The sequence below is a fragment of the Curtobacterium sp. LFS079 genome, assembly GCF_047977865.1.
Taxonomy (GTDB): Bacteria; Actinomycetota; Actinomycetes; order Actinomycetales; family Micrococcaceae; genus Arthrobacter.
The window spans coordinates 1-23,696 of record NZ_JBFPFO010000019.1; the positions used below are offsets into that span (position 1 = coordinate 1).

Annotated in this window: 17 protein-coding genes; 5 read left to right on the forward strand and 12 right to left on the reverse strand. The window is 67.0% G+C overall.

Features of this window, described 5'->3' with window-relative positions:
• Nucleotides 1-45: 45 nt before the first annotated feature.
• From ACNQPB_RS19340 to ACNQPB_RS19385, 10 genes are all read right to left on the reverse strand, one after another.
• The gene (locus ACNQPB_RS19340; protein WP_498754047.1) at nt 46-1,848 is read right to left on the reverse strand and encodes an acetyl/propionyl/methylcrotonyl-CoA carboxylase subunit alpha; all 1,803 of its coding nucleotides are present in this window, start codon (nt 1,846-1,848) and stop codon (nt 46-48) included.
• Nucleotides 1,849-1,950: 102 nt separating this feature from the next.
• A complete protein-coding gene (locus ACNQPB_RS19345) occupies nt 1,951-2,622 on the reverse strand; it encodes a Maf family protein (protein ID WP_498754048.1) in 672 nt (223 codons plus the stop codon).
• An 88-nt stretch (nt 2,623-2,710) separates the two neighbouring features.
• Nucleotides 2,711-2,893 carry a hypothetical protein gene (locus ACNQPB_RS19350; protein ID WP_115787864.1) on the reverse strand — a complete coding sequence of 61 codons (183 nt, stop codon included), beginning with the start codon at nt 2,891-2,893 and terminating at the stop codon, nt 2,711-2,713.
• A gap of 97 nt (nt 2,894-2,990) precedes the next feature.
• A complete protein-coding gene (locus tag ACNQPB_RS19355; protein WP_498754049.1) occupies nt 2,991-5,552 on the reverse strand; it encodes an MMPL family transporter in 2,562 nt (853 codons plus the stop codon).
• 54 nt (nt 5,553-5,606) lie between these two features.
• Nucleotides 5,607-6,242: a TetR/AcrR family transcriptional regulator gene (locus ACNQPB_RS19360; protein ID WP_498754050.1), complete on the reverse strand. Its 636-nt coding sequence runs from the start codon at nt 6,240-6,242 to the stop codon at nt 5,607-5,609.
• A 70-nt stretch (nt 6,243-6,312) separates the two neighbouring features.
• Complete coding sequence (locus ACNQPB_RS19365; RefSeq protein WP_498754051.1) at nt 6,313-6,720, reverse strand: YbjQ family protein; 408 nt, start codon at nt 6,718-6,720, stop codon at nt 6,313-6,315.
• Between the two features lie 89 nt (nt 6,721-6,809).
• Complete coding sequence (locus tag ACNQPB_RS19370) at nt 6,810-8,225, reverse strand: dicarboxylate/amino acid:cation symporter (protein WP_498754052.1); 1,416 nt, start codon at nt 8,223-8,225, stop codon at nt 6,810-6,812.
• 153 nt (nt 8,226-8,378) lie between these two features.
• Nucleotides 8,379-10,064, reverse strand: a complete 1,686-nt coding sequence (locus ACNQPB_RS19375; protein ID WP_498754053.1) for a DUF885 domain-containing protein — start codon at nt 10,062-10,064, stop codon at nt 8,379-8,381.
• A 68-nt stretch (nt 10,065-10,132) separates the two neighbouring features.
• The gene (locus ACNQPB_RS19380; RefSeq protein ID WP_498754074.1) at nt 10,133-10,366 is read right to left on the reverse strand and encodes an acyl-CoA carboxylase epsilon subunit; all 234 of its coding nucleotides are present in this window, start codon (nt 10,364-10,366) and stop codon (nt 10,133-10,135) included.
• Between the two features lie 11 nt (nt 10,367-10,377).
• A complete protein-coding gene (locus ACNQPB_RS19385; protein ID WP_498754054.1) occupies nt 10,378-11,961 on the reverse strand; it encodes an acyl-CoA carboxylase subunit beta in 1,584 nt (527 codons plus the stop codon).
• Nucleotides 11,962-12,189: 228 nt separating this feature from the next.
• On the opposite strand from ACNQPB_RS19385, the gene ACNQPB_RS19390 reads away from it, so the two are divergent.
• The 5 genes from ACNQPB_RS19390 to ACNQPB_RS19410 all read left to right on the forward strand — a co-directional run bounded on the left by ACNQPB_RS19390 (nt 12,190) and on the right by ACNQPB_RS19410 (nt 22,192).
• Entirely contained in the window at nt 12,190-13,074 is an 885-nt protein-coding gene (locus tag ACNQPB_RS19390; RefSeq protein WP_498754055.1) for an SDR family oxidoreductase, read from the forward strand.
• Nucleotides 13,075-13,121: 47 nt separating this feature from the next.
• Entirely contained in the window at nt 13,122-14,009 is an 888-nt protein-coding gene (locus ACNQPB_RS19395) for a biotin--[acetyl-CoA-carboxylase] ligase (protein ID WP_498754056.1), read from the forward strand.
• Nucleotides 14,002-14,577 carry a PH domain-containing protein gene (locus ACNQPB_RS19400; protein WP_498754057.1) on the forward strand — a complete coding sequence of 192 codons (576 nt, stop codon included), beginning with the start codon at nt 14,002-14,004 and terminating at the stop codon, nt 14,575-14,577. Before ACNQPB_RS19395 ends, ACNQPB_RS19400 begins: the two co-directional genes overlap by 8 nt.
• A 61-nt stretch (nt 14,578-14,638) precedes the next feature.
• Complete coding sequence (locus ACNQPB_RS19405) at nt 14,639-15,739, forward strand: adenylate/guanylate cyclase domain-containing protein (protein WP_498754075.1); 1,101 nt, start codon at nt 14,639-14,641, stop codon at nt 15,737-15,739.
• A gap of 321 nt (nt 15,740-16,060) precedes the next feature.
• Nucleotides 16,061-22,192, forward strand: coding sequence for an Ig-like domain-containing protein (locus ACNQPB_RS19410; RefSeq protein WP_498754058.1), 6,132 nt, complete (start codon nt 16,061-16,063; stop codon nt 22,190-22,192).
• A 73-nt stretch (nt 22,193-22,265) separates the two neighbouring features.
• Here the strand turns inward: ACNQPB_RS19410 and ACNQPB_RS19415 are convergent, their stop codons facing one another.
• Both ACNQPB_RS19415 and ACNQPB_RS19420 read right to left on the reverse strand, forming a co-directional pair.
• Nucleotides 22,266-22,661 carry an FKBP-type peptidyl-prolyl cis-trans isomerase gene (locus ACNQPB_RS19415; protein WP_498754059.1) on the reverse strand — a complete coding sequence of 132 codons (396 nt, stop codon included), beginning with the start codon at nt 22,659-22,661 and terminating at the stop codon, nt 22,266-22,268.
• A 44-nt stretch (nt 22,662-22,705) separates the two neighbouring features.
• Nucleotides 22,706-23,650 carry an FKBP-type peptidyl-prolyl cis-trans isomerase gene (locus ACNQPB_RS19420; protein ID WP_498754060.1) on the reverse strand — a complete coding sequence of 315 codons (945 nt, stop codon included), beginning with the start codon at nt 23,648-23,650 and terminating at the stop codon, nt 22,706-22,708.
• Nucleotides 23,651-23,696 lie beyond the last annotated feature (46 nt).

Consider the following 23,696-nt stretch of genomic DNA (forward strand, 5'->3'; position numbering starts at 1 on the left):
TTCTTGTGGTGCGGGGCCGCTTTGCGTCGGTTCTGCCCTCGCGAACTAGTCTTCGATCGTGGCGATGACGGCTCCGGCGGACACGGTCTCGCCGGCCTTGGACACCAGGCCGTGGATGGTGCCGGCGCGGTGGGCGGTGAGCGGCTGCTCCATTTTCATGGCCTCGAGCACCACGATCAGGTCCCCTTCCGCCACTTGGTCGCCGTCGGCCACGGCCACCTTGACGATGGTTCCCTGCATCGGGGAGGTCAGGGCGTTTCCGCCGGCGGCTGCCGCGGATGCACCCGCGCCGCGGGCACGCTTCTTGGGCTTGCCCGCTTTCGGTGAGGCGCCGTTCACGGTTACGGCTCCGAGTCCTGCCGGGAGGGCGACCTCAAGCCGCTTGCCGCCGACCTCGACGACGAAGCGTTGGCGCTCACCGGCGTCGGGGGCTTCAGCGGAGGCGGTACCCGACCAGGCGGGGATGTTGTTGACGAACTCGGTTTCGATCCAGCGGGTGTGGACCGAGAACGGGCCCTCTTCGGGAGCGAAGGCGGGATCGGAGACCACTGCACTGTGGAACGGCGTGACGGTGGGCATGCCCGTGATCTCAAGCTCGGCCAGGGCGCGGCGGGAGCGTTCGAGGGCCTGCTTGCGGCTGGAACCGGTGACCACCAGCTTGGCCAGCATGGAGTCGAAGTTGCCGCTGATCACCTCACCGGCCTGGATGCCGGAGTCCACACGGACGCCGGGACCGGCGGGGAAGCGGAGGGTCTCCACCGTGCCGGGGGCGGGCATGAAGTTGCGGCCCGCATCCTCGCCGTTGATGCGGAACTCGAAGGAGTGGCCGCGGACTTCCGGGTCGCCGTAGCCGAGCTCCTCGCCACGGGCCAGGCGGAACTGCTCACGGACCAGGTCGATCCCGGTGACTTCCTCGGACACGCAGTGCTCCACCTGCAGGCGGGTGTTCACCTCGAGGAAGCTGATGGTGCCGTCCTGGCCCACCAGGAACTCGCAGGTGCCCGCGCCGAGGTAGCCGGCCTCCTTCAGGATGGCCTTGGAAGATTCGTACAGGCTGCGGTTCTGCTCTTCCGAGAGGAACGGCGCCGGGGCTTCTTCCACGAGCTTCTGGTTGCGGCGCTGCAGGGAGCAGTCACGGGTGGAGACGACCACGACATTGCCGTGCGCGTCGGCCAGGCACTGGGTTTCGACGTGCCGGGGGGAGTCCAGGAACTTCTCCACGAGGCACTCGCCGCGTCCGAAGGCGGCCAATGCCTCGCGGACCGCGGATTCGTAGAGTTCGGGGATTTCTTCGAGCGTGCGGGCGACCTTGAGCCCGCGGCCACCGCCACCGTAGACAGCCTTGATGGCTACCGGGAGGCCGTGCTCCTGGGCGAAGGTGACGATTTCGTCGGCGTCCTTGACCGGGTCCTTGAGGCCGGGGGCCAGGGGGGCGCCGGCGGCCAGGGCGATGTGCTTTGCCTTTGCCTTGTCGCCGAGCGCGTCGATGGCCTCGGGGGAGGGGCCGATCCAGGTGATGCCGGCGTCGATCACGCGCGCGGCGAATTCGGCGTTCTCGGCCAGGAAGCCGTAGCCGGGGTGGATGGCGTCAGCGCCGGACTGCTTTGCCACTTCGATCAGCTTGTCAATGACGAGGTACGACTCGGCGGCCGTGTTGCCCCCAAGGGCGTACGCCTCGTCGGCCAGCCGGACGTGCAGGGCGTCGCGGTCCGGGTCAGCGTAGACAGCCACGGAGGCGAGGCCTTCGTCCCGGGCTGCGCGGATAATGCGGACCGCGATCTCGCCGCGGTTGGCCACCAGTACCTTGGTGATCGAGCTGGAAACGGGCTGCGCCGGTTGTGCTGTCAAGTTGACTCCTTTTGTCCTCAAAGGAGACTAGCGCGGTTGTGAGGGTTCCGCCCATATTGATGGGGGAATCCGTGCGTGCGGCGCCTCCTCTTTGTAGGGTTGCTACAAAGCGGCGGAGTCCCCGTCGCTTGCCCACAGCTCGGTGATGCCCACCTGCGCCTGGCCCAGCAGTTCGCGAAGCGTGGAGACGGAAAGCCCGACGACGGCGTGCGGGTCGCCGTCGACCTTGCGGATGAATGCGCCACCTAGTCCGTCGATGGTGAAGGAGCCCGCGCAGTGCAGTGGCTCGCCCGTGGCGATGTAGGCGTCCACCTCCGCCTCGCTCATCGGGGTGAAATGCACTTCGGCACTGGAGACGGCGCCGAGGGTCGCCCCGGTGCCGTCGGCGCTTTCCCCGTCCTCGACGTCGGCGGCGGTTTCGCGGCAGTCCACCAGCCAGTGCCCGGTGTGCAGCACGCCGGAGGAGCCGCTCATCCGCAGCATGCGCTCCTTGGCGACCTCGGCCGTGTAAGGCTTGCCGTGCGCCTCGCCGTCGAACTCGAAGACCGAATCGCAGCCGATCACCAGGGCGCCTTCGGCTTCCGGCAGCGCCGCGACGGCTTCGGCCTTGGCGCGCGCCAGCAGCAGTGCAGTGTCGTGCGGGTCAGTGACCCCGTAGCGCGCCTGCACGGCGTCCTCGTCGACGTCGGACACGAGGACTTCGTGCCGGATGCCGGCTTCCGTAAGGAGCTTGGTGCGTGCGGGGGACTGGGAGGCCAGGATAAGTCGGGTCACGCGTTCAAGCGTATCCGCTGCCGGAACGCACCGCAGGAACGGAAAATGGAAGGAACGCCCGGTCTGGGCGTTCCTTCCATTTCAGGGGCTAAACCCTCTCGCGCGTGCGGTCGATGACCGGTTCCCGCGGGGTGGTGAAATCGCGGCGCCGGCGCGGGAAGGCCCAGAACGTGCCCTTCGCGTCAACGTGTGGTTCCTTGTGCTCCTCGGTTTCCCGTGAGGCATCTTTCTTGGTGTCCCAACGGAAATCCTTGCTGTACCCGTAGCACATCACAGACCTCCTTCTGGTGACTGCCCTTCAATCCTCCTCCTGATCCGGCGGTGAGTCGAGGGCCGTCCGCGTCGAGGCCAATTCAGGGAGAGGGACCTCAGGGCACCAGTTCCTTCGCATCGCCGCTCTCCTCGGCGGCCGCGCGTTCCCGCACGCTGGTCCGTTCGAGCGAGGCGCCTTCGACGTCCACGTCAGGCAGGATCCGGTCCAGCCAGCGCGGCAGCCACCAGGCCTTCCCGCCCAGCAGGTACATGGCGGCGGGCAGGATGGTCATGCGGACCACGAACGCGTCCACCAGCACGCCGAATGCCATCGCGAAGCCCAGCGGCCGGACCATGGTCAGGTGGGAGAAGATGAAGCCGGCGAACACGCTCACCATGATGATTGCAGCGGCGGTGACCACGGTGGCGGCGTGGCTGAAGCCGCTGCGCACCGCCGGCCTGGCGGCCTCGCCGTGCATGAACGATTCCCGCATGCCTGAGGTGATGAAGACCTGGTAGTCCATCGCCAGGCCGAACAGCACACCGATCAGGATGATCGGCAGGAAGCTCAGCACGGCGCCGGGATTGGCGACGTCGAACACGCCTCCCAGCCAGCCCCACTGGTACACGGCCACCACGGCGCCGAACGCCGCCGCGAGCGAGAGCAGGAAGCCGCCGGTGGCCAGCAGCGGGACCACGACAGAACGGAACACCAGCAGCAACAGGATCACGGACAGCCCGACGACGATTGCCAGGTACGGCGGCAGCGCGGCACCGAGCTTGCCGGAGACGTCCACGTTGCCGGCCGTCTGCCCGGTCAGGCCGATGGTGACACCGGTCTTGGCTTTGATCTCGCTGCCCTTGGCCCGGAGCTCGGCGACCACCTGCACGGTGCTTTCGCTGGCCGGACCGTCCTGCGGGATCACCTGGAACACCGCCGTGCGGTGGCCGTCGCTTCCCGTGGCAGGGCTGAGCGCGACCGGGACGGCTGCAACCACCTTGTCCACGGCGCGCAGTTCCGCGGCGACGTCCAGCTGCCTGTTGACTGCGTCGCTGTCGCTGAGGCCTGCGGGGAGTTCACCCACGACGACGATCGGTCCGGTGACGCCTTCCCCGAAACTCTTACGGGTGAGGTCGTAGGCCTTGAAGGCCTGCGAGTCGACAGGTTCGGAGCCGCCGTCGGGCAGTGCCAGCCGCAACTGGGAGGCCGGCAGCGCCAAGACGCCGAGCAGCACGACGCCGGCGAGGAGGGACCACACCGGGTGCCGGGTCACCAGGGCGCCCCAGCCGCGGTTGCTCTTTCGCGAGTCCGCGGCCCGGTCTGCGGCCTCGTGGCCCGGTTCGGCGTTGTGCCGTGCGGCTTTCCCCCACGCCCGCTTGGAAATCAGCCGGCGGCCGATCAGCGCCAGCACCGCCGGTGTCAGGGTCAGGGAGACGACGACGGCGACGGCAACCGTGGCGGCGGCGGAGAGACCCATGACGGCAAGGAACGGCAGGCCCGGGACCACCAGTGCAGCCAGGGCGATGACCACGGTGAGCCCGGCGAACAGAACCGCGTTGCCGGACGTGCCGGTGGCGAGGGCCGCGGATTCCTCCGGGTCCATTCCCGCAAGCATCTGGCCGCGGTGCCGGTTGACGATAAAGAGGGAGTAGTCGATGCCGACGGCCAGGCCGAGCATGAGGGCGAGCATGGGCGAGATGGAGCTCATGTCGATCACGCCGGTCAGTGCAAAGGTCCCGCCCACGCCCACCGCGACCCCCACAAGGGCCATGAGCAGCGGCAAGCCGGCAGCGACCAGGGTTCCGAGCATGACGATCAGTGCCAGTGCGGCGACGGCGATGCCGACGATCTCAGCAACGCCGAAGATCTGGGAGACATCCTCGGTGATTTCCTTGCTGGCCAGGGCCGTGACCCCGGCGGAGGAAACCCCGTGGACGATGTCCTGGACCTGCTGTCGCTGGGCAGGGGTCAGGGCATTGATGGAGGTCATGAACTGGACCTGGGCGATCGCGGCCTTGCCGTCCTCGGAGACGAAGCGCATGCCCTGAGAAGATTCAAGCTGCCGCTTCGCCAGGGCGAGCTTTTCCGCACCTTCCGCGGCCTGCTTTTCGCCGGCCTCAAGCTTTGCCTTCCCCGCGGCGAGCTGGGCCCTCTGCGGGGCCAGCTGCGCGTCGATCGCCGCCTTGGGCATTCCCGCTCCCGCCATCTGCTGTTCGGCGGCCTTGAGCTGGGCCTCGCCGGCGGCCAGCTCCGCACGGGCCTGCTCGAGCTGGGCTTTGCCGGCGGCGGCCTGCTTTTCGCCCTGCTCGACGGCGGCCGGCGCCTTGTCCAGTTCAGCCTGGGTGTCGAAGGGGTTGACGGTGGACTGCACCGTGGGGAGTTTCTTCAGCTCGCCCAGAGCCGCGGCGACCGCGTCCTTGCCTGCCTGGTTGAAGCCGCCGCTGCCGGCCTCGAAGACAATGCCCGCTGAGCCGCCGGCCGCCTCGGGCAGGTCCTTCTTGAGCTTGTCCAGCATCCGCTGGGTCTCGGTGCCCGGGATCTGGAAGTTGTTGGACATGGTGCCGTGGAAGGCCGCGGCGGAGCCACCGACGGCCACCAGGACGGCCAGCCACAGCGAAATCACCAGCCAGCGGTGCCGGTAGGAAAACTTGCCAAGACGGTAGAGCAAAGTAGCCATGGTGGAACCGATCTTTTCTGGGCCTGTCGAGTGGGCTTACCGGGTACGGGGTAGTCAGGCGGTGGCGGGTTCATTGAAGCCGGAGGCCAGCAGGCCCACGGCGGTGACCAGGTGCTGGCGGAAGACCGCCAGGGACTCCGGGGAAAGGTCGGCGCCGCGCTCTTCGAACCAGACGCCCATCGCGGCCTTGCCGCAGGCGATGATTGAGCCGGCCATGGCGCGCAGCTGGAGTTCGTTGGCGCCTTCGCCAAGGCGCCCGCGGGCCGCGGCAATGATTTGTTCGGTGCAGTGCTCCCAGGCCTCGAGCTCGCAGCGTCCCAGTGCATGGCTGGAGTTCGTGAGGCTGAAGAGCTCGGCAATGGGTGCCGCCGTCATCGGATCGGCCAGTTCCATCAGTGCCACACGGGCGGATTCCAGGATGGGCTCGTTGGCGGGACGGAGGCGGAATTCCTCCAGGACGTTGTCGAGGAAACGGTCGGCCAGCGAGGCCAGGGCGGAGTCGACGCCGGCGAAGTAGTTGAAGAAAGTCCGCCGGGATACCCCTGCCTCGGCTGCAATGTCTTCCACGGTGAAGTTGCCCGCGCCCTGGCTCCGCAGCAGGGCCAGCGCGGCGTCGGCGATCGCGATGCGCGTCGCGACCTTGTTCAGTTCACGGCGGGAAGCAGCTTTGGCTGTATCAGTTGACGGCACATATTTACACTAAGTGCATTTTTGCACTCTGCGCAAGTTAAATCCCCCGGCCAACCATCCGGGTAGGGCATTACGGGGCCGTCTGCTGCGATCCTGCCTGCTGGCCTGCGGTACTGTTCAGGAAGATCGACTGGCCGGTAGCCCCGGGTTCGCCCTCCTTGAGGGGGATGGCGAAAACGGCAGTGCCGTAGGCGCACACCTCGGTCCAGTTGGTCCCCATCTCCGAGGTGTCGAAGCGCATGGCCACGATGGCGTTGGCCCCGCGCTGCTGCGCCTCGCTGACCATGCGTGCCATGACTTCCTGGCGGCTTTCGTAGAGGGCCTTGGTCATTTCGGGAAGTTCACCGCCGCCCAGGGACCGGAATCCTGCGAGCATCTGCGAGCCGATGTCCCGGGACCGGACGGTGAGTCCCATGACCTCGCCGAAAACGGCGTCGATCCGGTGGCCGGGGATTTCGTTTGAGGTGACAATCAGCATGCGCTGAGCCTACCGGGAACAGGGGGTTAAACGGATGGATCCCCGGGGAACACCCGGGGATCCATCGGCAACGCGGAGCAGGATGCCCGCTAGGACTTGGCGTCGGCGAGCTCGCGCTCTGCAGGGGCTGCGGACTCCGGCGCGTTGGCTTCGTCCGCAAACGCGGTACCCCTGCGCGGTGCGTTGTACAGCTCCTCGTCCAGGATGCCCTGGCGCTTGGCCACAATCGTGGGAACGAGTGCCTGTCCGGCCACGTTGACCGCGGTACGGCCCATGTCCAGGATCGGATCGATCGAGAGCAGCAGGCCGACGCCGGCCAGCGGCAGGCCCAGGGTGGACAGGGTCAGGGTCAGCATCACCACGGCGCCGGTGGTGCCTGCCGTGGCGGCGGAGCCGAGGACCGACACAAGGGCGATGAGCACGTACTGGCTGAAGTCCAGGTTGATGCCGAAGAACTGGGCCACGAAGATCGCTGCCACTGCCGGGTAGATCGCGGCGCAGCCGTCCATCTTGGTGGTGGCGCCGAGGGGCACGGCGAAGGAAGCATAGCCGCCCGGCACGCCGAGGTTCCGTTCGGTCACACGCTGCGTGAGCGGCAGGGTGCCGATGGAGGAACGGGAAACGAACGCCAGCTGGACAGCCGGCCAGACGCCGGAGAAGTACTGCTTCACGGACAGTCCGTGGCTGCGGACGAGTGCGGGGTAGACGGCGAACAGCACCAGGGCCAGGCCCACGTAGATCGCCACCGTGAACTTGCCCAGCGAACCGATGGTGTCCCAGCCGTAGATGGCCACGGCGTTGCCGATCAGGCCGATGGTGCCCAGGGGGGCAATCCGGATGATCCACCAGAGGACCTTCTGGATCACGGCCAGGGCGGAGGCGTTGAAGTTGAGGAAGGGTTCGGCCTGCTTGCCCACCTTCAGGGCGGCCACGCCGACGGCGATCGCGATCACCAGGATCTGCAGCACGTTGAAGTTCACGGCGGTGGTGGCGGCGTCATCGGCGATGGTTGTGCTCGCGCCGAGGCCCAGGAAGTTCTTGGGGAACAGGCCCGTGAGGAAGGCCCACCAGCTGCCGACCTTGCCCGGAGCTTCGCCCTGGCTGTTGATGCCGGTGCCGGTGCCCGGCTGGAAGAGCACGCCCAGGCCGATGCCGATCAGCACGGCGATCAGCGAGGTGATGGCAAACCAGAGGAGGGTGTTCCAGGCCAGCTTCGCCGCGTTGGAGACCTGGCGGAGGTTGGCGATGGAGCTGACGACGGCGGTGAAGATCAACGGGACCACGGCGGTCTGCAGCAGCGAGACGTAGCTCGAGCCGATGGTCTGCAGGGTGGCGCCAAGGCCGTTGGGGGCCGTCTTGGTGCTGCCCGTGTACTTGGCGATGAGGCCGAGGGCCAGGCCGACAATGAGGGCCGCGATGATCTGCACACCGAAGGACGTTGCCCACTTCGGGAGCCGGGACGCGGCCTTGCCGGCGGCGGGTGAAAGGTTGGATGTTTTGCTCACCGGAACAACGTAGAGGCAGTTGGAATACCAGGGCGAGTAGACGTTGAGAAATATGACGAGAAAGATGAAATGGCGGCCGTCACTGGAATACCAGCAACGGCCGCCAAATCAATGAAGTTTCAAGTTATTCCACCCGGTGCTGTGGCAAATGTCTCAGCCCAGCAGTGCCCGGCGGAGCGTGTCGAGGCCCACTGATCCGATGTTCAGGGCGTCCGTGTGGAAGGCCTTGAGCTCGAATCCCTCGCGTTGTTCCAGCTCGGCGCGGATCTCTTCCCACAGCCGCTGGCCCACCTTGTACGACGGTGCCTGGCCCGGCCAGCCGAGGTAGCGCGTGAACTCGAACTTGAGCTGGCCTTCGCTGATGGGCAGGTTGGCGCGCAGGAAGTCATAGCCCTTCTCCGGCGTCCAGGTGCCGCTGCCCCAGGCCTCGGGGATCTCCAGCTCCAGGTGCACGCCGATGTCGAAGACCACGCGGGCGGCCCGCATGCGCTGCATGTCCAGCATGCCCATGTGGTCACCCGGGTCCTTAAGGTAGCCCAGCTCCAGCATGAGCTTTTCCGCATACAGGGCCCAGCCTTCGCCATGGCCGGAGACCCATGAGATGTTGCGGCGCCAGTTGTTCAGCAGCTCGCGGCGGTACACGGCGGTTGCCACCTGAAGGTGGTGGCCCGGCACGCCTTCGTGGAAGACCGTCGTCGTCTCCGCCCAGGTGGTGAAGGTGTCCTCACCTGCGGGCACGGACCACCACATGCGTCCGGGCCGCGAGAAATCGTCCGCGGGGCCCGTGTAGTAGATGCCGCCCTCGTCGGTCGGGGCGATCTTGCACTCAAGGGTCTTCATGACGTCCGGGATGTCGAAATGGACGTCGGCGAGATCGGCCACGGCGCGGTCCGACAGTTCCTGCATCCAGGCCTGGAGGGCGTCGGTGCCCTTGATCTGCCGGGCAGGATCGTTGTCCAGGATTTCCTTGGCTTCCTCGACGGTGGCGCCGGGCCTGATCTGCTCCGCGACCCGCTCTTGTTCGGCGATGATCCGCTGGAGCTCGTGGACGCCCCACTCATAGGTCTCCTCCAAGTCCACGGTGGCGCCGAGGAAGGTGCGGGAGGCCAGGGCGTAGCGCTCGCGGCCCACCGCGTCCTTGTCGGGGGCGAGGGGCAGCAGTTCCTCCTCGAGGAACGTCGCCAGGCCGGCGTATGCCGATCGCGCGACGGCGGCACCGGCGTCGAGCTTCTCCTGCAGTTCCGCCGGCAGCGGCTTGCCCTCGATTGCCGCGCCCGCGGCGAGCTTTGCGAAGAAGCCGTCCTCGGCGGCGTACTTGCTGGTCTGTTCGATCACGGTGCGCACCTGGCGGGCCGCCGAGACTTTTCCGGCCTCCTTGGCCGAGCGCAGGGAAGCGATGTAGCCCTCTATGGCGCCGGGGACATTCGCCGCACGGGCGGCGATGTGCTCCCAATCCTGCGCAGTGGCGGTGGGCATCAGGTCGAAGACTGCGCGGATGTCCTGGGCAGGGGAGGCGATGTTGTTCAGCTCCGCCGCGTCCCAGCCGGATTCGTGGAATTCAAGCTGCAGGCCCAGGCGCTCCCGCATGGCGTCGAGGGTGATGACGTCGGACGCGTCGGCGGGTTCCAGGCCGGAGAGCTTGTCCAGGGTGTCGCGGGCCGCGGCGGCGAAGGCTGCGGCGCCGGCCGGCGAGAAGTCCTGGTATTCGCTTTCGTGACCCGGGATGCCGAGCGTGGTGGCCAGGGTGGGATTCAACGCCAGGTACGTGTCGGTGTACCCATCCGCTACGGCATCGATGGCGGTCCGGGAACGTACTGGTGAGGTGTTTTCAGTAGTCACCTGACGAGCCTAGCCGGGGCCGCGCCTTTCTGAAAGGGATGCTGAATAACGTCTTCGCTTCGTTGTCGTCAGCCCTTGCTGCGCCGCCACGCGCCCGGACCCGGGGTCGGATCCAGGCGGAGCCGCTGGCGCCGCACCCAGTGGCGCACGGTCGGCTTGGCCGGCTCCGGGGCGGCGGGGGCAGAAAGCGATGCGACGACGGCGGCCAGCGCGGCGAGTTCTTCCGGCGTCGGGTCTCCCTTGAGTACCGAAAGCAGGGGCATCTCCGGGGCTTCGGCGGCCGGGTTCTGGTCCGGGTCCATGGAAGGGGTGCTCACAGCGGGATGTTTCCGTGCTTCTTGGTAGGCAGGCTGGCCCGCTTGTCACGCAGTGCGCGCAGGCCCTTGATGATCTGGACGCGGGTGTCCGACGGTGCGATCACGGCGTCCACATAGCCGAGTTCCGCGGCCTGGTACGGGTTGAGGAGTTCCTCTTCGTACTGCTGGATGATCTCCGCGCGCCGGGCCTCGACGTCGCCGCCGGATTCGGCGACGGCGGCGAGGTCGCGGCGGTAGAGGATGTTGACGGCACCCTGGGCGCCCATGACGCCGATCTGGGCGGTGGGCCACGCGAGGTTCAGATCCGCGCCGAGCTTCTTGGAGCCCATCACGATGTACGCGCCGCCATAGGCCTTGCGGGTGATGACGGTCAGCTTCGGGACGGTGGCTTCGGCATAGGCGTAGAGCAGCTTGGCGCCGCGGCGGATGATGCCCTGGAATTCCTGGTCCTTGCCGGGCAAGAAGCCGGGGACGTCCACCAGGGTGATGATCGGGACGTTGAAGGCGTCGCAGTGGCGCACGAAACGTGCCGCCTTTTCCGAGGCCGCGATGTCCAGGGTGCCCGCGAACTGCATGGGCTGGTTGGCCACGATGCCCACAGTGTGGCCCTCGATGCGGCCGTAGCCGATCATGACGTTCGGGGCGTAGAGCGACTGCATCTCCAGGAAATGGGCGTCATCCACGATCTGCTCGATGACCTTGCGCATGTCGTACGGCTGGTTGGCCGAATCCGGGACGAGGGTGTCCAGGGCGAGGTCGTCCTCGTCGATCTCCAGCTCCTGCTCGTGCTCCAGCACGGGGGCTTCGGAGAGGTTGTTGGACGGCAGGAAGTCCAACAGCTCGCGGACGAATTCAATGGCGTCCGCCTCGTCGCTGGCCAGGTAGGTGGAGGTGCCCGTGGTGGCGTTGTGCTGGCGGGCGCCGCCGAGGGTTTCCATGTCCACGTCCTCACCGGTGACGGTCTTGATGACGTCCGGCCCGGTGATGAACATGTGGGAGGTCTTGTCCACCATCACCACGTAGTCCGTGAGGGCGGGGGAGTAGGCAGCACCGCCGGCGCAGGGGCCCATGATCAGGGAGATCTGCGGGATGACGCCGGAGGAGTGGACGTTGTTGCGGAAGATGTCCGCGAACATCGCCAGGGAAGCAACACCCTCCTGGATGCGGGCGCCGCCGCCGTCGTTGATGCCGACCATCGGGCAGCCGTTGCGGAGCGCGAATTCCTGGACCTTGACGATCTTCTCACCGTTGACCTGGCTGAGGGAGCCGCCGTAGACGCTGAATTCCTGGCTGTAGATGGCCACCAGGCGGCCGTCGACGGTGCCGTAGCCGGAAACCACGCCGTCGCCGAGGGGCTTCTTCTTTTCCATGCCGAATGCGGTGGAACGGTGGACGGCGAGGGCGTCGAACTCGACGAAGGAGCCTTCATCCAGGAGCAGGTCGATGCGTTCACGGGCGGTGTTCTTGCCGCGGGCGTGCTGCTTTTCGATCGCCTCGGGGCCGGAGGGCTGTTCCGCACGGGCCTGGCGGTCGCGGAAGTCGGCAATCTTTCCCGCCGTCGTGGTCAGATCGTGGCTCATCAAGTGTCTCCGGCTCTGTAGCTGTTTACGCTGGCACTGCTTTGCTGGCATGCGCGTTGTTGCTGGGCATGCGCTCTTAAGTAGCATCCGTACAAAATGCGGGCCCTGGTGGCTAGTCTAGTGACGCAAAACCCGGATACCGCTGTAGAAACCCTACAATTTTCCGTTGTCATGTCGAGCATCCGGCAAAGTTACCCGTGAGTAACTTAGATGGGCTACAGTGTCCCCATGACTTCAAGCGACGATGCTTCAACGCGTGCCGCCAGCCCGTACCGGGCGAGCGGCAGCCTCAAGGGCCGCACCCTCCTGATGTCCGGCGGCAGCCGGGGAATCGGCCTGGCCATAGCCCTGCGGGCCGCCCGCGACGGCGCGAACATCGTGCTCCTGGCCAAGACCGGTGAACCGCACCCGAAGCTGGAAGGCACCGTGCACACCGCCGCGGCCCAAGTGGAGGCTGCCGGCGGGCGGGTCATCGCCCTGGTCGGCGACGTGCGGAACGATGAGGATGTCGCCGCTGCGGTGGCCGCCGCCGTCGAGCGCTTCGGCGGGATCGACGCCGTCGTCAACAACGCCTCTGCCATCGACCTGTCCCGGACGGACGCCGTCGACATGAAGCGGTACGACCTCATGCAGGACATCAATGTGCGGGGCACCTTCCTGCTTTCCAAGCTCGCGCTGCCCGCGCTGCGCGAGTCCACGCGCGGACAGATCCTCACGCTTTCTCCGCCGCTGAACCTGGATCCCAAATGGGCCGGCAAGCACCTGGCGTACACCATGGCCAAATACGGGATGAGCCTCACCACGCTGGGCCTTGCCGAAGAGTTGAAGGACGACGGCGTGCTGGTCAACTCGCTCTGGCCCTGCACCCTGATCGACACCGCCGCCATCCGGAACATGCCCGGCGGCGACCGCATCGTGCAGGCCGCCCGTGGCCCGGAGATCATGGCCGACGCCGCACACGCCATCCTCAGCGGGGGAATGGACGCAGCCGGACCGCTCAGCGGCAACTTCTATACCGATGAACAAGTGCTCCGCGCCGCCGGCGTCAGCGACTTCCGTCCCTACAGCCTCGGCGCCCCGGAAGAGCAGTTGGTGCCCGACATTTTCCTTTAGGCGGAAGGTCTACATCCGCGGCTGCCGGGATCGTTAGGATTCAGAGTATGGAACGGGCAAATGCGGGACGGCCGAATCTCGACAAGGATGCGCTGCTCAACGGCGATTTCCTCGCAAGCGCGGGCATTTCCCGCCTCGAGGTGGTGGAGTCCACCGGCTCCACCAACACGGACCTCCTGCGTGCGGTCACGGTGGAACCCAAGGAATGGCCGGACATGTCAGTGCTGACCGCCGAACACCAGACGGCGGGGCGGGGACGCCTGGAGCGGCACTGGGAAGCGCCTCACCATTCCGCGGTGTCTGTTTCGATCGTGCTGCGGCCGGTCAATGCCCAAGGCCTGCCCGTGCCTACGCAGAGCTATTCCTGGCTGTCTCTGCTCGCGGCCCTCGCCCTGCGCGAAACCCTGCTGGAAAGCTGCGGGCTGCCTGCTGAGATCAAGTGGCCCAACGACGTCCTGGTCCGGGGCAGGAAGATCTCAGGAATCCTGGCACAGCTGGGTCCGATGGGCGACGGCACGGTCCCCGCTGTTGTGCTCGGCACCGGCCTGAACGTCAGCCTCACCGAAAGTGAACTGCCGGTTCCCACCGCCACCTCCCTCCTCGTTGAGGGCTCGGACACCCTGGACCGCACCGCCATCCTGAAGAATTACCTGTCCCGTTTCGCGGTGCTCTACCGCAGCTTCTGCAATGCCGACGGCGATCCCGCTGCCGGGCTTGCCGGCGGGCCCTCGCTGCACAAGCGGGTGGAGGCCGTGCTGGTTACCCTGGGCCGTGAAGTCCGCGCGCAATTGCCCGGCGATCACGAACTGGTGGGCCACGCTTCCCGCCTGGATGAATACGGATCGCTCCTGGTGGTCGACCACAGCGGCCGCGAACACGTGGTGACCGCCGGGGACGTGGTGCATTTGCGGCCGACCGATGGCGGGTATGCGTAAACAACTCCTGCCGGGTGAGCAAGTGATCGTGGTGACCCGGCAACAGGGGCGGCGGCTCTTTTTCCCGGCAGCCGCGTTCATCCTTACCCCGGCGCTTGCCGCTTACGCCTGCGCGTGGATCGTCAAGGGCGGCCCAGGCAGGCTGGTGCCCGTGATGAGCGGGGCAAAGTGGACCTTCTGGTTGGTGGCGGCCTGCATTTTCCTTGCCGTCCTGGTGCTGCTCGGCTACTGCCTGCCGAAATACCTGGGCTGGCTGGCCGTGCGGTACATCCTGACCAGCCGCCGGATAATTGCCCGTTTTGGAATGCTTCGACGCCGGGACTGGCAGCTTTCGCTCGCGGCGGTACGTAACGTCGGTCTCAGGCAGTCCCTGATCCAACGGACATTGCGCTCGGGGAATATATCCTTGGATACCGGGCAGCCGGGAGGAACCCTGATGCCGGATGTTCCGGAGGCAGAACGGTTCCGGAGCTTCGTCCTCGAAGCCATCGACGGGCTGCCGGCAGTATCGGCGAATGACAATGTGAACACATGGGCAAGGAGAGAAGGTGGACAAGATGAGTGGTGACCAGCCCCGGAACCCGGAGGACGGCAGCGATTCCTTACCGGAACCCTCCTTGGATGAGCCCATGACCCGGCCCCTCCCCGTGGTCCCCGCCGCCCAGGCTTCCCCGCCCACCGGTGCGATGTCCGCCGAGCGGATCGCCATGAAGGTCCTCGAGACCAGGCTGCTGGGCGGCGAACGCAAGCTCCGCCGCCGTGAAGTCGCCGCTGCTGCCGGCGTCTCCCTCCTTTCGGCCCGCAAGCTCTGGCGTGCCCTCGGCTTCCCCAACTTCGGGGACGAGGACGTCGCCTTCACGGACCAGGACCTCTCCGCGCTGTCGACCATCCTGGACCTGGTGCGCGCCGGGAAGCTCACCGAGGAAGCGGCCATCTCAGTGACCCGTGCAATCGGGCAGATGACGGACAGGATGGTCGTCTGGCAGGTCGAAGCCCTGATCGAGGACATGGTGGTGCAGCAGGGCATTCCGGACGCTGTGGCCCGCAAGCAGTTGGTCAGCGAGCTGCCCAACCTGCTGGACGCCATGGAAGAGGTCCTGGTGTACTCCTGGCGCCGCCAGATGAATGCCGGCGTACAGCGCCTGGCCGTTCGCGCCGAAGCCGGCCTGCGTGCCAGTGAAGCCGGCCGCGAGGGCGATGAGGACGACGCTCCGCTGCCCCTGGCCCGTGCTGTTGGTTTCGCCGACCTCGTCTCTTACACGAGCCTCTCCCGCCGGATGAACGAAAAGACCCTGGCACAGCTGGTCCAGCGCTTCGAGAACAAGTGCGCCGAGATCATTTCCGTTGGCGGCGGCCGCCTGGTCAAGACCGTCGGGGACGAAGTGCTCTACATCGCCGAAACGCCGGCCGCCGGTGCCGAGATTTCCCTCGCCCTGGCCCGCGCGTTCAGTGAGGACGAGATCCTGCCGCAGGCGCGTGTCGCGATGGTGTGGGGCCGCATCCTGTCAAGGCTCGGCGACATCTACGGACCCACCGTCAACCTCGCCGCGCGCCTGACGGCCCTGGCAGAACCCGGCACCGTCCTGGTTGATTCCACCACTGCCGCAGCACTTGGCCAGGACGAGCGTTTCGTCCTGGATCCGCAGGCCACGGAGAACGTCCGCGGTTTCGGGGAGATCACCCCGGTCCTGCTGTCGCCGGGCCAGGGCAAAGGGCTTGTCCTGGACTGACCAGCCCCAGGCCCGTGGGCAGACCGCCGTTCCGCTAATTGATAGAGTTATCTCCGGCGGCATCCCATTTTCTTCATCAGGCGCTGTTTCTCGGCCCTTGCGATGGGGACCTTTCCCCATCGCGTCGCCCGTGGGTCCTTGATTATTCTGGAGCGCCGGTGATATCGGAGTCCTCTTTGTAAGCGGGCGGACCCCGTGCGATAGTCGTAGGGATAAATTCCGCCGCCGTATGGGGGTACAGCGGAATCGCATGATCACTGGTCGGAAGCCGCGAGGTTCGAGGCTGCCTGGGGGCGGCCGTGATGCAAGGGAATTGAAGCTGTGACGTCTTTATTCGGCAAATTGGGGCTCAGGAAACGCCGAAACAAGTTCATCGCCACCACCGGATTCACCGCGGCCACCGCGCTGCTGGTGACCGGTGCTGTGCTGTATCCGGGGTTCAAGACCGCGGAACTGGAATTGAACGACGGCGGCGTGTGGGTGGTCAGCAAGACCAAGAACGCGGTGGGCCGGTTGAACTACCCGTCCCGGGTGCTCGACGGTGCGGTTACTCCAGCGAGCACCACCTTCGACGTGCTGCAGAACTCCGGCGACGTCTTCGTCGACGACAGCACCGGATCCACGGTCAACCAGGTCTCCGCGGCCAACCTGCGCCTCGGCGGGGACAAGCAGCTGCCCTCCTCCTCGAAGGTGAGCTTCGGCACCCAGGTGCTTTCCGTTACTGACCCGGTCAAGGGCCGGGTCTGGGCGCTTTCGCCGTCCACCGTGAACAGCTTCGACGAGGAAGGCACCCAGCCTGTGCTGCTGGCCTCCTCCGGTGCGGTCTCCGCCGTCGGGCAGGACAACCGGATCTACACGGCCGACCCGCAGAAGGGTGAAATCACCATCACGTCCGTGGACGCCGATGGCGAACGGAAGGACTCCGAAACCACCAGGATCGACGAACTCAAGGGCGCGGGCGACATTCAGCTCGCCGTCGTCGGCGACAAGCCGGTGGTCCTGGACGCCGCCCGCGGCAACCTGTTCCTGCCGGGCGGACGCAAGCTCCAGCTCCAGGACGCCCGCGAGGCCAAGCTCCAACAGACCGGCGAAGCCAGCAGCTATGTGGCCGTGGCCACCCCGAAGGCCCTCATCAAGCAGCCGCTCGACGGATCCACTGCCGCAGTCGTGAACTTCGGCGGCCAGGGTGTGCCCGCTGCCCCCGTGCAGGTGGCCGGCTGCACGCACTCAGCCTGGGCCGGCGCCAACAAGTACGTCCGGGACTGCACGTCCGATGCCGACGACAAGACCGCCGATGTGCCCAAGGCCAGCGGCTCCCCAAGCTACGTCTTCCGGGTCAACCGCGACCTCGTTGTCCTCAACGACGTGAACTCCGGCAACGTCTGGATGGTCAACCAGAACATGCAGCTGGTCAACAACTGGGACGACGTCATCCCGCCGAAGAACCAGTCCGATGACCAGGACGAAGATTCCGCGGACGAGAACACCATCAACGTGCTGCCGGACCGCACCAAGCCCAACCGTCCGCCGGAAACCAAGCCGGACGAGATCGGCGCCCGGCCCGGCCGCACCACGGTCATGAGCGTCCTGGACAACGACTCCGACCCCGACGGCGACGTCCTCACCGCGTCGATCGGCGGCAACGCGCCCAAGTCAGGGGCCATCGAGAGCATCTACGGCGGCTCGGCCTTCCAGATTTCCGTGCCCGCCGACGCCAAACCCGGCACCGAACTCATCAACTACAACGCAGCCGACGGCCGCGGCCTGTCCGCCGGCGGCAAGATCACCCTGCACGTGGTGGGCCCCGACGAGAACAAGCCGCCGGTCTTCAAGCGTGCCAGCCCCACCACCCTGCTCGTGGAACAGGGCAAGTCCGTCAGCCAGAACATCCTCACCGACTGGATGGACCCCGACGGCGATGACCTCGTCCTGATGGACGGCAAGGCCGACAACCCGCAGGACCAGGTCAAGATCCGCCGCGACGGCCTGCTCACCTACCAGGACTCGGGCGCCACCGCCGGCAAGAAGAACGTCACCATCTCCGTCTGGGACGGCCGCGCCACGGCCACCGGCCGCGTGGTGATCAACGTCCGGCCACCGGGAGCGCTGCAGCCGGTGGTCAACGCGGACCACGTGACCGCCGTCGTCGGGCAGGATCTGGTGATCGCCCCGCTGAAGAACGACGTCGATCCCAACGGCGGCGCCCTGCGCCTGGCCCATGTGGAGGCGGCCGGCCCCGCCGAGCTCGGCCCCGTGACCGACGGCGGTACGTTCACTTTCCGGAGCAACACCCCCGGCCCGGTGTACCTGACGTACATCGCCAGCAACGGACCGCAAAGCACCCAGGGCCTGATCCGTGTTGACGTCGAATCCGGAAAGGACGCCGGCGACCCGGTGGCCGTGCACGACGTCGCGCTGCTCCCCGTGGGAGGCAACGTCCTGGTGGACCCGCTGGCCAACGACTCCGACCCCTCGGGCGGCGTCCTGGTGCTGCAGTCCGTGACCCTGCCGGACAATGCCACGGTGTCCGTCAGCGTCATCGACCACAGCGTCCTGCGGGTCACCGACGTGCTGGGCACCCAGCAGCCGGTCATCTTCCGCTACACGATCTCCAACGGGCACAAATCCGCCAGCGGCACGGTCTCCGTGGTCCCGGTGCCGGCACCTGCCGTCGTCGAAGCGCCGCAACCGAAGCCGGACGAGGTGAACGTCCGCGTCAACGACGTCGTCACCGTCCCGGTCCTGGCCAACGACACCCACCCGCAGGGCGAGAAGCTGCACGTGGACCCGGTCCTGGCCCAGAACATTCCGGAAGCCGACGGCAAGACCTTCATCTCCGAGGACAAGCTGCGGTTCATCGCCGGTTCCGTGCCGAAGACCGTGCGCGCCATCTACAACGCGGTGGACCCGCAGGGCCAGAAGAGCGCCGCGGCGGTGACCATCCACATCCTGCCCCTGGAAGGCACCCAGAACTCCCGCCCGCAGCCGCAGAACCTGACCGCCCGGGTGGTGGCCGGCGGAACGGTCCGCATCCCGGTCCCGTTGGACGGCATCGATCCAGACGGCGACTCCGTGCAGCTGACCGGCATCGACAGCACGCCGGGCATGGGCACCGCGACGGTGGGCAGCAGCTTCATCGACTTCGTGGCCGCTGGTGACGGCGCGGGCACCGACACCTTCCGCTACAAGGTGATCGACCGCCAGGGCGCCGTCAACTCCGGAACGGTCACGGTCGGCATCGCCCCGCAGGGCGAAGACAACCAGAAGCCCGCCCCGGTGGACGACACCGTCTCCGTGCGACCGGGGCGCCAGATCGCCGTCGACGCCCTCGCGAACGATTCCGATCCCGACGGCGACAGGATCGCCCTCAAGGCCGACGGGATCGACGCCGATCCTGCGCTCCAGGCGGGCGTCAGCAAGAACAGCGGCCGCATCCTCCTGACCGCGCCGGCGAAGGAAGGAATCGTCAACGTCGGGTACACGGTGGTCGACGAGCGCGGCGCCACGGCCGGTGCCACCATCCGGGTCAACGTCAAGGCCGGCATCCCGTTGCTGGCACCGATTGCCCGGGATGACCGGGTGACCTCGGCGCAGACCATGGGCAGGAAAGCCGTGGACGTGCCGGTCCTGAAGAACGACGAGGACCCCGACGGCGTCGGCGAGAACCTGAAGATCGCCACCGCCGTGGAAACCGCCAAGCCCGGCAACGACGGCAACGTGGTGGTCCAGCTGACTGATGGCCCGCAGCTGGTGCCCTACACCGTGGAGGACGTGGACGGGCAGAAGTCCACCGCGATCATCTGGGTTCCGGGCATCGGCCAGCAGGTTCCGACCCTTGCCAAGGACGAAGTCATCGAGGTGATCGCCGGACAGTCCGTCACGGTCGACCTGCACGAGTGGGTCAAGGTCCGCGACGGCCGCAGCCCGCGGCTGAGCCAGGCGGACCGTATCAAGCTCATCGGCGCCGACGGCGGCAACCCCGTGGCGAACGGCGATGCGACCGCCATCAAGTACACCGCGGGCAAGGACTATGTTGGCCCCGGCTCCATCACCTTCGAAGTCACGGACGGCACCGGCCCGGACGATGCGAACGGGCAAAAGGCCACTCTGAGCATCCGCACCAAAGTGCTGCCGGACCCCAACCGCAACCACCCGCCGAAGCTGCTCGGCAGTTCCCTCGAGGTGCCGCAGAACGACTCCGCGAGCATCGAACTGGGCCGCCTCACCAGCGATCCGGACGGCGACGACGCGGCGAACATGAAGTACGAGGTTGTCGGCAACGGACCAGTGGGTTTCGACGCCCGGATCGACGGCAAGTCCCTCAGGGTGAGCGCGAAGGGCGAGGCAAAGCCCGGCGTGGCCGGAAGCGTCCAGGTGAAAGCCAAGGACCCGCGCGGCCTTGAAGCGACGGCTACCTACAAGCTCTCCGTGATCGCCTCCAACCGCCCCAAGCCGGTGGCGAGCGACGACGTCGAGGAGAATGCGGCCGCCGGCAAGCCGGTGACCGTCAAGGTGCTGGCCAATGACTCGAACCCGTTCCCGGACACGCCGTTGAAGATCGTCAACGCCGTCACGGAGACGGGCCAGGGCTCCGCTGTGGCCAACGGCGATACCGTGACGGTCACGCCGTCCGCGGGGTTCACCGGTTCGATGATCGTCGCCTACACGGTGGCGGATAAGACAGGCGAGCCCTCCCGCCAGGCCACGGCCCGCATCCGGTTGAGCGTCAAGGACAAACCGATGCCGCCGTCCACGCCCCAGGCGCAGAGCGTCGGGGACCGGACGGCCCTGCTGACCTGGACGGCTCCGGCGGACCGCGGTTCGCCCATCACCAAGTACACGGTGCGGGGCGAAGGCGGATTCCAGCAGGATTGCCCGGCCAACACGTGCACGCTCAACGGCCTGACCAACAACGTGAAGTACCACTTCACCGTCACCGCCACCAACGCGATCGACGAGTCTGACCCGTCGCCTGCCTCGGCTGAGGTGCGCCCGGACGTCAAGCCGGACACCCCATTGGCGCCGGGCCTGAAGTTCGGCGACAAGCAGCTCACGGTCACCTGGACCGCACCGGCCAGCAAGGGCTCGCCGATCAAGTCCTACGACCTGGAGATCTCGCCCGCACCGGCCGGCCAGAATCCGCAGATCCAGAACCTTACCTCCACCACCTACGTGTGGAAGGGCCTGAGCAACGGGGTCTCCTACAAGGTGCGCGTGCTGGCCCGCAACGATGCCAAGGATCCTTCCGAATGGAGCCCGTACTCCGCGGCCGAAGTGCCCGCGGGCGTTCCGGCGACGCCGGCAGCTCCCACGGTGGCCAGCGCCCAGCCGACGGGCAGCCAGACCCAGTTGCAGGTGACCTGGACTGCGCCGGACAACAACGGCGACGCGGTGTCGGCCTACACGCTGACCACCCTTCGCGGGGGTGCGGTGGTTTCCTCCCAGAAGGTGGGAACCACGGTCCAGAACGTTGTGGTGGACAACTCGGAGGCCGATTACACCTTCACGGTCTCCGCCACCAACAAGGCCGGTACCAGCGGCACCAGCCAGCAGTCGGCACCCACCCGTGCGGCGGGCAAGCCCGGGACCGTGAACAGCGGCACGGTGGCGCCCACCGGCGACAGCGGTCAGCTGCGGGTGACCTTCACTCCGCTGACCGCTGCCCAACGGAACGGTTCGCAGGATAGCGAGATCGAGTACAGCTGGCGCACCGCTTACGGTTCCGGGCCCATCGCCGCCGGTGGCGGCGTCATCGGCGGCCAGCCGAACGGCACCGACGTCACCGTCAACATTGTGGCCCGCTCCATCAAGGCCAACATCTCCGGTGACGCCAAGGCCATCGGCAGCGGCAATCCCTACGGACCGGCCGACGCACCGAACGTCAACGGCGGGAAGTCCGCCACCGGCGACGGCGAGGTGCACTGGACCTGGAACAACCCGAACATGAACGGACGCTCCCTGAACCACTTCGAAGTCAGCTACGACGACGGAGGCTGGATCAACGTGGGCACGGCCAACCGCTTCGACCGCGGCGGTGGCGGCTGGGACAAGACGCACAACCTGAAGGTCCGCGCGGTGACCGTGGTGAACGGTGCCATCGGCGGTGCCAACTCCACCACCGGCAACGACCCGACTCCGCCGCCGCCACCTAACCGCGTGGCAATCAACAATGACGGCAGCTACAACAGCTGCACCGAAGTGACCGGCGGCAGCGGCTACGACGGCGGAACCCCGAAGCGCTGCTACGGTGTCGCCAGCCCGGGCGGCCCCGGGGCCCCGTCGCCGTGGCTGAGCACTACCGACGGCGGCACGCCCGTGGACCGCTGTGGCAGCCCCTGGGGTGGCAGCGGCTGGTACCGCATCAGCGGGCCCTCGGCCTCGGGAAAGAACCTCGACGGCCGCTGGGTCCGGGCCAACACGGTGCATTTCGTCTCCGGTAACCCACCCTGCTAGCAGTCGCACGTGGTGCGGGGGCGGGGGGGGGGGGGCGCCCCCCCCCCCCCCCCCCCTTCCTGGTGCGTTGCGTCTAGCGGACGGCGACCAGGTCCACGACGAAGATCAGTGCCTCGTTGGGCTTGATCGCTCCGCCGGCGCCCCGGGAGCCGTAAGCGAGCTCGGAAGGGATCTCGAGGCGGCGGCGGCCGCCGACGCGCATGCCGAGCAGGCCCTGGTCCCAGCCCTGGATGACCTGGCCGACGCCAACGCGGAAGTCGAGCGGGGTGCCGCGGTTCCAGGAAGAGTCGAATTCCTCGCCGGTGGACCAGGCCACGCCGACGTAGTGGGTGGAGACAGTGTCGCCGGGCTTGGCCTCGGCGCCGTCTCCGGCAATCAGGTCCGTGATGACCAGCTCGGCCGGAACGTCGCCTTCCGGGAAGTCGATCTCAGGCTTGGTGCGGTCGTAGTCGCGCTGTCCGAATGACATGTTGCTCCTCAATGTGTGCTTGGTGGGTTTGCTTGCTGTGTTGGCTACTTGGCGCCGAGAATGTCGACGACAAAAACGAGGTCGCCCTTGGCTTCACCCTGTCCGGCGTCACCGTACGCGAGGGCCTTGGGCACGACCAGGAGGACGCGGGAACCGACCGTCTTGCCGTCCAGGCCCTGGGTCCAGCCCTTGATGACGTTGCTGAGCGGGAACGTGGCGACACCCTTGTGCCCGAAGCTGTCCTCGAAGCTGGAGTCGAACTTCTTGCCGCCGGCCAGGTTGACGCCGACGTAGTTGACGCTCAGGGTGTCGGTGGCCTTGACCACGGCGCCCTTGCCCTTGATCAGGTCCTGGGCAATGAGGGACGTGGGGGCCTTGACCCCGGCGACCGAGATTTCCGGAACGCCCTCGCTGTTGACCTTGACCGTCGGAAGCCCGGTGGGCGGGGTGACGGCGTCGCCTTCCGGCTTGTCAAGGACCTTCGGTGCGTCCTTCGCGGAGATCAGCTTGAAGACAACCAGCTGGCTCGAGCCGGCCGCGGTGCCTCCGCTGGCGGCCTTGCCCGGAGCGGCAAAAGCGATCTGCGAACCGACCTTCGCGCCGACCACGACGTTGTAGATCAGGGCGCTGCCCTTCTTGAGGTCGTCGTTGAGTTCGATCGGCTGCGAACCTGTCGGGTAGGTGTCTTCCAGGGTCTTGCCTGACTTGCCGTCCACGGCCACGTAGGACATTTCAACGATCTGGCCGGCCCGGATGCGGTCACCGCTGCCCTCGGTGACTTCCTTCACGGTGGGTTCCGCCACTTCCAGCGGCTTGGGGAATTCCAGCCCCGGGGCCTTCTTGTCACCGTTGTCGGAAATCTTCAAGGAAGCGAACTTAGCCACATCGCCGGCAGACTGGCTGCTCGGCTCCGGGGCCGCGGGAGTACCGCCTCCGCAGGCGGTGAGCAGCAAGAGGCCAGGGATCAGAATTGCTAGGAGTCGGCGCACAAGTTGAACTTTCGTCGGGGCTCAAGGACGCGTGCCGGGGCTGGGC